The following is a 14,436-nucleotide window of genomic DNA, read 5'->3' on the forward strand; positions in this document are numbered from 1 at the left end:
AAAATTTCGAAAATGTATGAAAATTAAGTACAATGCCAGTAAAATCAAGCAATCAGAAACTTCTGATAAACTAAAAAAGGTTTCAAAGAATATTCGCAATAGAAGAAGCGTCTTTGCCAATGAGTTTATCAAAAAAGAATTGCCCGATAAATTGCTTGAAGAAATTCTCATCAATGCCACTTGGGCTCCAAATCATAAAATGACTGAGCCTTGGAGATTTATTGTTTTTAAAGGAAAATATCTTAAAGAATATGGTGAATACATGGCGCAGTATTACACCAATTTCTATAGCGAATTATCTCCCGAAGATCAAAAAGAGAAGCTTCGTTATCTCGCCAATTATCCACTAAATGCGGCTTGTCTTATTGGCGTAATTATGGTTCGAAACACCAAAATTAATTTACCGGAATGGGAAGAAATTGCAGCAGTTTCTTCGGCTGTGCAAAATATAGCGCTTACCTGTACTGCCCATAAAATAGGCAGTTATTGGAGCACAAAAGGAGTTGCTATCGATTATGTTGCACAGTTTGATCTTGCTGAAAACGAAAAATCATTAGGACTTCTCTATCTGGGATATCATCCTGAGGATTTAAAATCTTCTAAAAAGAAGCGAACTCCCCTATCCAAAAAAGTCATTTATCTAGAATAACAATAACTAAACCCCTTAAACAACTATTTATGAATACCACACTAATCAACGAAAAACTACCTACAGACAAAGCGCTCCTGCCAGAACAGGAACTTTACAAAGACATATTCCATCAAAATTCAGGTCAGGAATATGAAAATGCTGTAAAATTAGCGCAGGAACGTGTTTCTAATTTTCTAAAAAACACAAAGAAACCTTTTACGGGAATCAGACCGGCAGAAATGAAAACCAAAGTTGAATCAATAGATTTAGCTTCACCTCTACCCGATTATCAAAGTCTCCTTGACGAAGTCGACGAAATTTATGTAAATCATGCTACAGCTTATCACCTTCCTGAATATATCGCGCACTTAAATTGCCCGGTTGTAATTCCGGCTTTGGCAGCAGAAGTTTTGATAAGCGCTATAAATTCTTCGCAAGATACTTATGATCAAAGTGCTGGCGGAACTTTTATGGAACGTAAACTTATCGACTGGACAAGCGAACAAATTGGTTACGAAAACGGCGATGGAATTTTTACTGCCGGAGGTTCTCAAAGTAATTTAATGGGATTGCTTTTGGCAAGAGATTATTATTCGTTAGAATACCAAAAATGGAATATCAAATTAGACGGTCTTCCGCCTGATGCATCAAAATTCAGAGTTTTTGTTTCGGATAAAGCCCATTTCAGCAATCATAAAAATGCATGGATTTTAGGACTTGGAGAACAAGCAATCGTTCATGTTGGTGTCGATCAAAGATACCGTATGGATCCTGAAAAACTGGAAAAAGCCATTGCTCAGGAAATCGAAAAAGGCAATATTCCAATCGCGATTACAGCAACTGCGGGAACAACAGATTTTGGAAACGTAGATCCGCTAAAAGCAATTGCCGAGATTGCCAATCGCAACAATTTATGGCTACATGTCGATGCAGCTTACGGTTGCGGATTGCTTCTGACAGAAAAACACAGACATCTTTTAAACGGAATTGAACTGGCAGATTCTGTAACGATCGATTATCATAAATCGTTTTTTCAGCCAATCAGCAGCAGCGCTTTTATCGTAAAAAACAAACTTCACCTGAATATAATCAAACATCACGCTGATTATTTAAATCCAAAAGAACAAAACTACGACGCACTTCCTGCACAAATCAATAAATCGATTATACAAAGTACGCGCCGTTTTGATGCCTTGAAACTGTGGTTTACACTTCGTTATTTGGGCAAAGAAAAGTTGGGACAATTTACCGATACTATTATCGAAACAACCCAAAAAACAGCCGCTTATATAGAATCTGATAAAAACTTTGAACTATTATGTCATTCAGATATGGGCGTTTTAGTGTTCAGATATCTTGACGGTCCAGCCGAATCGAACTCTTGCGAAGTCAATCAATACATCAAAGAAAAACTATTTTTTAGCGGAGAAGTATTAGTTGCAAGCACCAAAGTAAACGGAGAATTCTATTTAAAATTCACCATTTTCAATCCAATTACAACCCTAAACGACATTAAAAACATTCTTAACCTCATAAAACAAAATGGAAATGAATACCACAGACTTAACTAATTTTCATCAATTGGCAGAACAGGTAAATTTTAAATCCCTGCTCAATTGTTATTGCAGAGAATTCAGTAATTGGAGTCGCTACGAAGGCATTCCTAAATACGACCAAACGCTGGCTGATTTCATGCAAACGATTAATCACTGTACGTTTTTTAGATTTGATTTTACAAAGATTGGTCAGGAAGTTTTTGCTCCGCTGACTTATTTTTCTGAAAGCGGCGTTCATTCTTTTGGTTTTCCAATTGTGTCGCGCAATACGACAACAGACGAAATCAAAGCCATAAATCCAATGGAATTTACAGCGCTTGTAGCTCAATATTCTAAAACAGAATATCCTGATATAGATGCAATTCCTACGCAGGAACGTATGGAAAACAGTATCGAAAATCTGGCTTTATACCTGGAAAATTATAAAAATAGCGATCATTCTGCCAATAATGCCGAACAAACTTTTATAGAATCAGAGCAATCTTTGATTCTTGGACATAGCGTGCATCCGTTACCAAAAAGCCGAGAAGGTTTTACAAAAGACGAATTACTGAAATATTCTCCAGAAACCGCAGGGAAATTCCCTTTGCATTTTTTCCTTATTCATCCTGAAAATGTAATAGAAAAAAATGCAGAAGAATTTTTAATGACCGATTATCTGAGAAATGAAGTTTCAAAATATACAGATAAAAGCGCTAAAGAATTACTGGATTTTTATACCAATTACAAAGTAGTTCCTGTTCATCCTTGGGAAGCCAATTATTTATTATATCAAAAAGAAGTAAAAGAAATGCAATCGAAGCAACTTTTATTCAGTCTTGGTCAATTTGGACCTTCATATACAGCGACTTCATCTGTTCGAACGGTTTATAATGAAGAAAGCGAATGGATGTACAAATTCTCTTTGCATGTAAAAATTACCAATTCGTTCCGTGTCAATTATCTACACGAATTAAATCGTGGTTATGATGCTGCATTATTGATGAAAACAGATTGGGGAAAAGGTATTCAGGAAGATTTTCCACAAATTCAGCTTATTACAGATCCTGCTTTTATCGCCGTTACTTATAATGATGAAATTATCGACGGTTTCAGTACAAGCGTTCGTCAGAATCCTTTTTATGGAGCCAATGCAAAAAAAAATGTAACGATGGTTGCTTCACTTTCTCAAGACGGAATTCTGGGCGAAACACCAAGAATCGTGAATCTTATCAATGAAGCAGCCAAAAGACAAGATTCTTCTGTAACCGAAACAGCTCTTTCGTGGTTCAAACAATATTTGAATATTACGATAACGCCTTTGGTTGGAGTTTTTAATGAATACGGATTTGGTTCCGAGTTTCATCAGCAGAATATGTTGGTAGAATTTGATGAAAATCTTTTTCCTGTAAAACTTTATTTCAGAGACAATCAAGGCTATTTTTTCCGTCAGGGAAAAGTTGAAGAATTAGAAAAACTGATTCCTGATTTCGGAAAAGACAGCAGATCTTTTATTGCCGAAAAAAGAATTATTGATTTCTGGGGATATTATCTTTTAGTAAATCATTTGTTTGGAATAACAAGTATTTTGGGCAAAAACAAACTAGCTGACGAAAATGTATTGCTTAATCTAATCTATGAAGCATTAAAAAAACAAGAAGATTCAGATACTACAGGTTTAATTTCGCATTTTACAAATAGTGTGACATTGGTTGTAAAAGGAAATCTCTTAACGAGTTTAAACAATATGGATGAAGCGAGCGCGCCAAGAACAAATCCGGCGGTTTACAGAACTTATCCAAATCCGTTAAACAAACATTTCTTCTCTAAAAAACTCATTAATCCAAAAGAAAATACAACCGTTTTCAGTCGCTTTTTCGAAAAAGAAAATGTAACCATAACATTGCGTCCCGTAGATATTGACAAAGATATTGAGATGCTTCACGAATGGTTTCACCGTGAACATGCTTTGAAAATCTGGCAAATGAACTGGCCAATTCGCCAAATCGAAGCCTTCTACAGAATGTTGCTTCCCGGAGATCACGGACATAGTTTTATTGGCGAAGCAAATGGAGCTCCAACTTTTAACATCGAAGTATATTGGGCAAGCCGCGATATTGTTGGAGAATATTATGATGTTCTGCCGTCAGATTATGGAACCCATCAATTTATCGCACCAACAGATCCAAAACTAAAATACGGATCTCCGGCAACACAATCGATGATGGATTTTGTTTTTGGAGAGCCAAAAGTTGGTAAAATGGTTGGCGAAGGATCTGTAGATTCAATTGCGTCAATGATGAATAAAGCGCACGTAGGTTTTAAAATCGAAAAAGTGATCGAAATGCCACACAAAAAAGCCAATCTAAACTTCTGTTACAGAGAATGGTATTGGGCAAAATTTCCTGCAGCCAAAGATTTTCAAAACAACACAATTTCAGCACCTCAAGTTTAATTCGTAAAAATACCACAATGAGTACAGAAAAAATATATTCCGTGATCGGGATCGGAATTGGTCCTTTTAATCTTGGACTTGCAGCTCTTATAGAACCCGTTGAAGAACTGTCGGCACTGTTTTTTGATCAGTCAGAAAGTTTTGACTGGCATCCGGGACTTATGCTGAATAACGCAACGCTTCAGGTTCCGTTTTTAGGAGATTTGGTCACAATGGCGGATCCTACAAACAAATACAGCTTTCTAAATTACATCAAAGAAAGCGGACGTTTATACAAATTTTATATCAGAGAAAATTTCTTCATTTACAGACGAGAATACAACGAATATTGCAAATGGGTTGCAAATCAATTGCCAAATTGCAAATTCTCGCATAAAGTAGTTTCAATTGATTATGTTGATGATCTTTATAAAATAATGGTTATCAATACGCAAACTTGCATAACAAATACTTATTATGCCAATAAAATTGTTTTAGGAACCGGAACTTCTCCTCATATTCCTGATTTTATCGATCACGAAGTTTTACCAAATGTAATTCATGCATCAAAATATCTGAATTTCAAATCACGTATTAACAAAAATGCATCCGTTACGGTTATTGGTTCCGGACAAAGTGCAGCCGAAGTTTTCCGTGATCTTTTGCCCGAAACTGAAAATGGTTTACAATTAAAATGGTTTACACGTTCGTCTCACTTTTTCCCTTTGGATAATAAATCAAAACTAACGCTAGAATTGACTTCTCCGGAATATGTAGATCATTTTCATAGTCTTTCTGATGAAAAGCGAAAACAGCTTTTGGCGAGACAACACGGACTTTACAAAGGAATCGATCAGGAATTAATTAACGAAATCTTCGATAGTTTGTACGAAATGAGTTTAGAAGATAAACCTCTAAATGTAGAATTGCGTTCGAATATGCGTCTTACTTCCGTTAACGAAGAAAATGACGGATCTTATAATCTGGATTTCATTCACACAGAATTAGACCAACCTTTTGAAGATCAAACAGATTATGTAATTCTGGCGACAGGATATAAATACAAAGAACCGGGAATTCTTGCAGGAATCGAAAGCAAAATCCAACGTTTAGAAAATGGTTTATTCAACGTAAATCGCAATTATACAATCGACAAAAACGGTACAGATATTTTTGTTCAAAATGCTGAATTACATACGCACGGACTTTCTACTCCAGATTTAGGAATGGGCGCTTACAGAAATTCCTGGATTATAAATCAACTTGCGAATCGTGAAGTTTATAAAGTCGAAAAACGAATTGCTTTTCAACAATTTGGCGTACAAAAAACCACGCAGGAATTGTCTGAAGCCAATGTTTTGGAATTAATAAACGAGTAACTAATTGTGTATAATTTAACACATAGAAATATAGGTTTTGGGCTTGAAAAAAGGCGTTTCACTTATTTAAAATTCACATATACAACTATGTGTGAAAGAATGAATTTCTTTTTAATATCCTTTTTCCACAAATAAAATCTATGTCTCTATGTGTTAAAATTAATGCGCAAACGAATTAAATAAATAAGAAAAATAATCAGGATGATAACCCCAGAAAACACATTCAAAGACGCACAGCATCTCAACTCAGCGACTTGGGATAAAGTAAATCGAAACCTACTCGCCAAAAGTATCGCAGAATTAATGCGCGAAGATGTAGCGAAACCTCAAATAATTAGCCGCGAAGAGAATGGTTTGACCCATTTTATATTAGACACCGATAAAGAGAATATTTATTACAGTTTTTCAGCTTATCCAAGGTTTCTGAATTACTGGCATATTGTCAAAGAAAGCATTCATAAAATCGAAAATGAAGTAAAACTGGATCAAATTGATGTTCCAAATTTCTTTATTGAACTTCAGGAAACTTTCGGGATTAACTCCTTCACACTTGCCCATTATATCGAAGAATTGCTGCATACTTTATATGCCGATGCCTTTATTCATTCAAAACGTCGTTTGTCGGCTTCAAAGTTGGCTGATGCCGATTTTCAAACCATCGAACACAGTCTTGACGGTCATCCGTGGGTAATTGTAAACAAAGGCCGAATAGGTTTTGACTCCGAAGATTATGAAAATTACACGCCTGAATCCGGTCAAAAAACACGTTTAGTTTGGATTGCTGCTCATAAAAACAGAGCAACTTTACGCCTTCAAACCGATATGAATGACCAGACTTTTTATGAAAATGAAATTGGTTCTGAAAAAATAGAAACCTTTAGAAACAAACTAATTCAGTCGAAAGTAAATCCGGACGATTACATTTTTATTCCTGTGCATTTATGGCAATGGCAAAATAAATTGGTTATGCAATTTGCCAATGATATTGCGTCTAAACATCTTATTCCGTTAGAATTAACCGAAGACATTTATAGTCCGCAACAAAGTATTCGTACTTTTTTCAACCAAAGCAAACCCAACAAACATTACGTAAAAACGTCAATGTCAATCTTAAATACAAGTCACATTAGAGGTTTGTGTCCAAGACAATTGTCGATTGCGCCACGTTTGACAGGTTATTTGAAAGATATTCTTAAAAAAGATCAGCATTTACAAAAAATGGATGTTGTGCTTTTGGGCGAAATGGTTTCGGTGAGTTACACACATCCAAATTATAGTAAAGTTGCAAATACACCGTATCAATACAACGAATATTTGGGTGCAATGTGGCGAGAAAGTCCGATCAATTATCTAAAACACGGCGAAAATTTAATGACAATGGCAGCCTTGCTTTATATTGATGATCATGGAAAAAGTCTTGTCGAAGAATTGATCGAAAAATCAGGACTTTCGACAGAACAATGGCTAAAAGCCTATATGACGGCATATCTAAAACCTGTGCTTCAAATCTATTACCAACATTCATTATGCATCGATCCACATGGTCAAAATGTGATTCTTATTCTCAAAGATTACGTTCCAACGCGTATTGCTCTGCAGGATTTTGTGGGCGATATTTTAATTAATGAAGAAGGAAAGAAAAAACTTCCACAGGAATTTATCGAGAATATGTTTGTCGCTTCTCCAAATCCCGAAAATGCGCCATTAACGATCCTTATTGCTGTTTTTGATGCTTTTTTCAGATATCTAAGCGATGTATTAATTACGTCAGCAAACTATTCAGAAACCTCTTTCTGGAATTGTGTTCACGAAATTATTGTAGAATATCAGCAAGAACATCCGGAACTTCAGGATATGTTTGACAAATACAATTTATTCATTCCGGAGTTTAAACGTCTAATTTTCAATAGCCGACGTTTGTATAATGGTTATGAAGAAACAGTTGGTTTTCCACACATGAAAAAAAGCGGCTTTATTCCGAATCCGTTGCATCAATTGATCAATCAGGAAGTATTAATTGAAAAAGAAAACGCATGAAAGAAGCCATTTTAAAAACACGTACTTTCTTTGGTCTTTTAAGGCGTTCTCTTGCCGGAAGCGAAAGCAATTTTACATCAGGAAGTATCAACAAAACCATCATTTTATTGTCTGTTCCAATGGTTGCAGAACTTTTGATGGAATCTTTATTTGTTTGTTCAAACCTGTTCTTTGTGAGTAGATTAGGCACAAATGCTATTTCTATTGCAGGCGCAACAACAACTTTTATTACGTTTTGTTATTCGGTTTCGATAGGTTTAGGAATTGCAGCATCAGCAATGATTTCGCGAAGAATTGGTGAGAAAAAATTCAAAGCTGCAGGACAAACTGCGATGCAGGTAATTTACATCACAACACCAATTGCAGCACTTATAAGCGTTGTTTGTACGATTTGGGCAACCGATATTATGAGCGCAATGGGACTTTCTGCCGAAATGGTTCAGGAAGGAACTTCGTACGGAATCGTGATGTTTGCGTCAAGCGGATTTTTGATTCTGCGTATCGTAATAAACGGTATTTTTCGTGGCGCAGGCGATGCTTCTACAGCGATGAGAATTCTTTGGGTATCAAATGCAATCAACATTATTCTATGTCCAATTTTCATTTTCGGATGGGGACCAATTCCCGCTTATGGTTTATTAGGCGTTGGATTAGCAACCTTAATTGCCCGAGTTATTGGCGTACTTTATCAAGCCTGGTATTTGGTAAGAGGAAAAACGGTCATGAAAATTGGTTTGGCACAATTGGTCTTTAATCTGGCTATTTTCAAAAGAATAGGAAAATTGGCTTTTGGCGGAACGGTTCAATTTATAATTCCCGCTTCAAGTTGGGTATTTATGATTAAGATTATGTCTCATTTTGGACCTAACGCATTGGCTGGATACATTCTGGCGCAAAGAGTAACTTCTATTGCGACAATGCCAGCCTGGGGATTAGGAAATGCAGCCGGAATCTTAACCGGACAAAATCTTGGTGCCAAACAACCTGAAAGAGCCGAAAAATCAGTTTGGAGAGCCGGAATGTTAAACATGGGATTCTTGGTTTTAATTGGAATTTCGTGGATTTTCCTCGCCGTTCCCGTTGTCAAAATCTTCACAGATATTCCCGAAGTAATTTCCTTTAGTACCAGATACATCCATTTTATTTCGATGGCATATATACTTCTGGGATATACAATGGTTATTTCGAGAGCATTAAACGCTGCGGGCGAAGTCAAAGTCGTAACCTGGCTTTATATTTTAATGTTTTATATCGTTCAGATTCCGCTGGCTTATGCTTTAGGAATTTCTTTTGAACTGGGATCAAATGGTGTTTTTACAGCCATTCTTTTGTCTGAAATTGTATTGGCGGTTGCTTGTATAATTGTCTTTCGAAAAGGAAAATGGAAACATACTAAGGTTTAAAATTTTGTTTCACGCAGATTTTGGTGTGTTTTTGTCATTCCGAGGAACGAGGAATCTCCGCAAGTAGCTCGACAATTTAAGAAAAATACTGTGCGTTAGTTTCTTGTGGGGATTCCTCCTCCGTCGGAATGACAATAGTACTGCTGAAATCCTTTTAAAATCTGCGTGAAAAAATCAACACATAAAAATATCAATTTAATTTTAATACTATAAAAATGAGCACAATAGAACAATTACACGGAGTATTTTCAAGAGCTTTTGAAATTCCTGTTGAAGCAGTAAACGACCAATTAGAATATCAGGCTATAGCCGAATGGGATTCTATGAGTCATTTGGTTTTGGTAGAAGAACTTGAAAGCACTTATAATATCTCTATCGAAATGGAAGATATTCTGGAAATGGGAAGTGTAGCAAAAATAAAAGATATCCTTAAAAAATACGGATTCGAAATTAATTAGAACAAACCGCTAGACTTTTAATACATAGTTCCGAAGCTTAATGTCAATAAAATTTCTCGCAAAGTCACCACAATATTGTCATTTCGACGGAGGAGAAATCACAATAGAAACTCCGCAAATTAATTCGCCAATCTTTGCCGATCTACGAGTGTGATTTCTCCTCCGTCGAAATGACAAAACCTTTGCGGCTTTGCGACTTTGCCCGAAATTAATTAGGCTTCAAAACTATGTATTAAATCATTTTTCAATAATTACACTTAACCGATTAAAATAGACCTAAACTTATGGAACTATACGATTTAATCCGAAAAAACGAAAAACTGATCTTTACAGATTCGAGTACAGGAATTTCAAAATCGATTGCAGATATGCATCAGTCTTTAGAAATTGAAAACCTGCGTTCTGTCGTTTTTATATATAATGATAATCAGTTACCGGCAATAGAAACCTTGCTGAATTTTTACCAAAGCAGATACACAATTGCCTTATTAGGAATGGGATTATTGGAGGATTTCAAGGAGAATTTAGAACAAAAATATACTCCGTATTATATCTACGATCCTACACGTACTGAAATCGAAGGTTACGTTACGGTAAATGCATCAGAAAGTATTGTATTGTTTAAACGAAATGTGAATTTAATTTATCCAATACATGCCAAAACCAAGCTTCTTTTAAGTACTTCCGGAACTACAGGTTCGCCCAAATTCGTTAGACTTTCTGATGAAAATCTGGTTCAGAATGCAAAATCAATTATGGAATATATGCCAATCCGAACTGATGATGTGGTGCCGCTAAATGTGCCTATAAATTTTGTATACGGATTATCGATTTTCACCACAAATTGTATTAAAGCAAGTCAAATTGTGTGTACGGATAAAGATGCTTTTCAGAAAGAATTTTGGGCTGATTTCAAAAAATACGGTTATTCTACTTTGGGCGGAGTTCCTTATTTTTATGAGATGTTGTACAGCATTGGTTTTTTCAAAAAAGATCATCCTTCGCTAAGATATCTTACGCATACGGGCGGAATGTTAAACCATAAACTGATCGAAGCAATTTCAGATTTCAGTGAGAAATTTGGTAAACAATTCTTTGCGCAATATGGTCAAACAGAAGCTTGTGGAAGAATGGCTTATTTACCTCCAAAAGATTTATTGCGAAAAGGAACTTCGATTGGTTTACCAGTCAAAAACGGACGTTTTGAAATCGATAATGAAACCGACGAACTAATTTATATTGGTCCGAATGTTTTTGGCGGTTATGCCAATATAAGAGCTGATCTTCAGTTTTTTGAGCAACAGGAAAAACTTCATACCGGAGACAAAGCCAGAAAAGACGACGAAGGTTACTATTATATTGTGGGCAGAATAAAACGAATTGTAAAATTATTTGGCGTACGCCTCAATCTCGATGAAACTGAGCTTCTTTTGAAAGACGCTTTGGGTGGACAAACTTTTATTTGCCTGGGAATAAACGATAAACATTTGGCTGTAATGTACACAGACAAAAATTTAAACAAAGAGTTGATTCTGAAAGTCCTAAAAGCAAAACTGAATCTTCATGCTAATTCTTTAAAAGTAATGCCTATCGAAGATGTGCCGCTTACGCCAAACGGAAAAGTAAATTATCCGCTGCTTAAGGAATGGCTTGAAGTGAGTTATGCTTAGTTTTCAGTCGCAGTATTCAGTCTCATACTAGTGCGAGCTCAATATCTTTAATACTTATTGAATGAATTTCTCGCAAAGACGCAAAGTCGCAAAAGAATTACATAAACTTGGCGACTTTGCGGCTTTGCGAGATTTTTTTAGAGATCTTTTAAATAAAAAAAGGTTCCTGACAAAAAATCGCCAGAAACCTCTCAAATAAAAAAACAAAAAATATTATTATAATATCATTTTTTAGAAACTATAACCAAGAGCTAGATTAAATCTCGAACCATTTCCTCTTGTATAGTTCGCATTTGTACCATAGAACTGAGAAGTAGTTGTGTAATAATCTGTATTGAATATGTTTTCGATTCCAAGTTTTACTCTGATACTGTCTGTAACTTTGTACGCTGTAGCCAAATTCCATAAATTGAAAGAATGAATCGGACCTTCTCCAATTGCATAAGCGCCTTTAGCATTTGGCTGAAAAAGATCACGATCACCAACCAACATCCAGTACAATTCTACATTTAATCTCTCGTCGCCATATTTTGCATAACCCGTCACTTTTACCGGAGGAATTCTGTTTGATTTTAAGTAAATATCTGTAGGTCCGTAAAAATGTCCATCAGAATCTTTATCACCTCTTCCTTGTACATAAGCGTAGTTTCCTCCTACTGTCAATTGCTTCAGAATTTGATAATCTGCCTGAACTTCATAACCCCAAACTCTTTCCGGTAAACGTTCTGCAACTAAATAACCATCAACTTGAACCAGATTCGTTCCTAATTTTGAAGTACTGAAATAATAAGCAGCACTTAAATTAAATTTCCCAAGCTGACTGCTAAAACCTCCTTCATAATTGTTAACGATAATAGGCTTTGTTTGTAATTTTGAAATCGCATCTTCTTTAGCATTTGTAAGTACACGACCAAGATCAAATACAGAGAAAGACTGAGAAAAACTCACAAAAGGATTAAAGAATTTAAACTTCGAATATCTCACTCCGGTATTAAATACAAAGGCATCATAAGTAAGATCACCGCCTTTTACAGCAATACTTCCTGCGCCATTTGCTCCGGTTGCAAGCGTGTTATAATCGTCAATATTGATCTTGATATTCTCTGCACGCAAACCTGCTTTTACATTAAAATCGCCAAAAATCTGCGTCGATAATTGTGCATATGGAGCAAGATTGACCATATTGATATTTGGAACCCAAACGCGCCCGTCAACAAGCTTCTGATTTGTTTTATCATTCAATAAATCAAGACCATACGTTACATCTCCTGTAAAATTTGAAGAAATTGTAAATGGCGTATTCAAATAAACTCTCACACCTTTTTTGGCAGATGCCGTTTGAGATTGTCCACTTCCGTAGAAGAATGCCGAATTAGAAAATATCGTTAAAAAGTCCTGAAAATACAGATTTGCTGTAAACGAAGTATTTCCAAAAAGCTGTTTGTTTACATACTGAAGATTTGCGTTGTGATTGTAACGTGTTCCTTCATCAACTCCAGGCCTGTTGCCCAAAATACCAATCGCCGGACTTACGCCATAAACACCATTTTTAAGGATAAAATCAGAATCCTGATTCGAACTGAAATAATTGTACATCACCTCAATTCGCTGTTTGTCTGTTAAATCATATCCAAGTTTAGTAAAGATATTATAGGTTTTAGTTTCCCCTAATCCGTATTCCGGAGAAATAACCTGTCCTTCGCCATCACGAAAAACACCAGTTTTATCGTAAGTACCAGAAACCATATAATTAAATTTATTAAGGCGCCCGTAAAATTGTTGGTTAAATCTGTATCCTAAAGTACTGTCACCTTTAATGTTTCCGTTAGTTCCTGCTTCACTATATCCGGCAAATTTCTTTTGAGTTTTACCTGATTTTGTAATGTAATTAATCAAACCTCCATCGGCACCATTTCCGTAAATTGCTGTTGCGCCTTTGATTACCTCGATGCGTTCAATTACCGAAGGATCGATAGAACGAATTTCTCTTCCTGCTGATTTTAATGGCGTCGATTGCGGAATTCCGTCAATAAGAACCAACGGATTTCTTCCGCGAAGGGTTTGTCCATAATTTCCTGTATTATTCGTTGCAGATCCTAAACCCGGAACTGCATAAGCCACAACATTGGCAATATTTGGACTCACAATCGATAAATCTTCGATATCCTTAGCATTAATTACTGTTACAGAAGAAGGTGTTTTTGATAATGTTTCGACCTTTCTGCTTGCCGAAATAATAATTTCATTTAGTTGATCGCCATTATTGCCCGAAGCTTCATCAAGTTTTCCCGTAAAATTCAATTGTAGATTTACCGTTTCGGTTTCATTATTGGTGATATAAATATTCTTTTCAATAGTTTCATAACCTGGCAAAGAAGCCTGCAAAGTATAGGTATTTGGAACAACTTTATTGAATGAAAAACTACCGTCACTTTTAGCTGTAGTTTTATATTTTGAACTTATAATGATAATCGTTGCTCCTGAAGCTGATTTTCCGTCAGAAGTTGTTATTTGTCCTTTTATTTTTCCACTATTTTGTTGTGCAAAAGATGAAAAGACCGAAAATAAAAAGCTGATAATAAGTAAAAACTTTGATGTTCTTAAACTAAGATATTTCATTGATTTTAAGTTTTGGTTAGGTATTTTGCTTTTATTTAGAATGAATAAAAACAGTGCAAAAGTAGAAATTAATCGTTGTTTAACAAGTAATATTTTGATTTATTACCCAGAAATATGATTAAGACACTTTCTTTTCATCAGAAAACCAGCGGTTTTATTGACTTTATGTACATCAATAAATGTAATCCTTAATTTTTCTGAATAACTATATATACAGATAACAGCAATAACTTTAACACGTAAATTATTCGTTTAAGAACTACTTTTCTT

General features: G+C 35.5%; 9 protein-coding genes. 8 read left to right on the top strand and 1 reads right to left on the bottom strand.

Annotation, left to right across the window (positions count from 1 at the left end; all coding sequences use genetic code 11):
• Positions 1-16: 16 nt before the first annotated feature.
• From WN975_RS07890 to WN975_RS07925, 8 genes are all read left to right on the top strand, one after another.
• A complete protein-coding gene (locus tag WN975_RS07890) occupies positions 17-649 on the top strand; it encodes a nitroreductase (protein ID WP_337966044.1) in 633 nt (210 codons plus the stop codon).
• Positions 650-678: 29 nt separating this feature from the next.
• On the top strand, positions 679-2,202 hold the full coding sequence (locus WN975_RS07895; protein WP_337966045.1) for an aspartate aminotransferase family protein: 1,524 nt from the start codon (positions 679-681) through the stop codon (positions 2,200-2,202).
• Entirely contained in the window at positions 2,180-4,621 is a 2,442-nt protein-coding gene (locus WN975_RS07900; protein WP_337966046.1) for a GNAT family N-acetyltransferase, read from the top strand. The genes WN975_RS07895 and WN975_RS07900 overlap by 23 nt, the downstream gene beginning before the upstream one ends.
• 17 nt (positions 4,622-4,638) lie before the next feature.
• The gene (locus WN975_RS07905) at positions 4,639-5,979 is read left to right on the top strand and encodes a SidA/IucD/PvdA family monooxygenase (RefSeq protein ID WP_337966047.1); all 1,341 of its coding nucleotides are present in this window, start codon (positions 4,639-4,641) and stop codon (positions 5,977-5,979) included.
• 201 nt (positions 5,980-6,180) lie between these two features.
• The gene (locus tag WN975_RS07910) at positions 6,181-8,016 is read left to right on the top strand and encodes an IucA/IucC family protein (RefSeq protein ID WP_337966048.1); all 1,836 of its coding nucleotides are present in this window, start codon (positions 6,181-6,183) and stop codon (positions 8,014-8,016) included.
• Positions 8,013-9,419 (top strand): MATE family efflux transporter, encoded by a 1,407-nt coding sequence (locus WN975_RS07915; RefSeq protein ID WP_337966049.1) that lies wholly within the window; start codon positions 8,013-8,015, stop codon positions 9,417-9,419. Before WN975_RS07910 ends, WN975_RS07915 begins: the two co-directional genes overlap by 4 nt.
• A gap of 215 nt (positions 9,420-9,634) precedes the next feature.
• A complete protein-coding gene (locus WN975_RS07920; RefSeq protein ID WP_337966050.1) occupies positions 9,635-9,877 on the top strand; it encodes an acyl carrier protein in 243 nt (80 codons plus the stop codon).
• A gap of 284 nt (positions 9,878-10,161) precedes the next feature.
• A complete protein-coding gene (locus WN975_RS07925) occupies positions 10,162-11,547 on the top strand; it encodes an AMP-binding protein (RefSeq protein ID WP_337966051.1) in 1,386 nt (461 codons plus the stop codon).
• Between the two features lie 231 nt (positions 11,548-11,778).
• On the opposite strand, the gene WN975_RS07930 is transcribed toward WN975_RS07925, so the two are convergent.
• Positions 11,779-14,166, bottom strand: coding sequence for a TonB-dependent receptor (locus tag WN975_RS07930; RefSeq protein ID WP_337966052.1), 2,388 nt, complete (start codon positions 14,164-14,166; stop codon positions 11,779-11,781).
• Positions 14,167-14,436: the final 270 nt, after the last annotated feature.

It is taken from the genome of uncultured Flavobacterium sp., from assembly GCF_951805225.1.
Lineage (GTDB): Bacteria > Bacteroidota > Bacteroidia > Flavobacteriales > Flavobacteriaceae > Flavobacterium.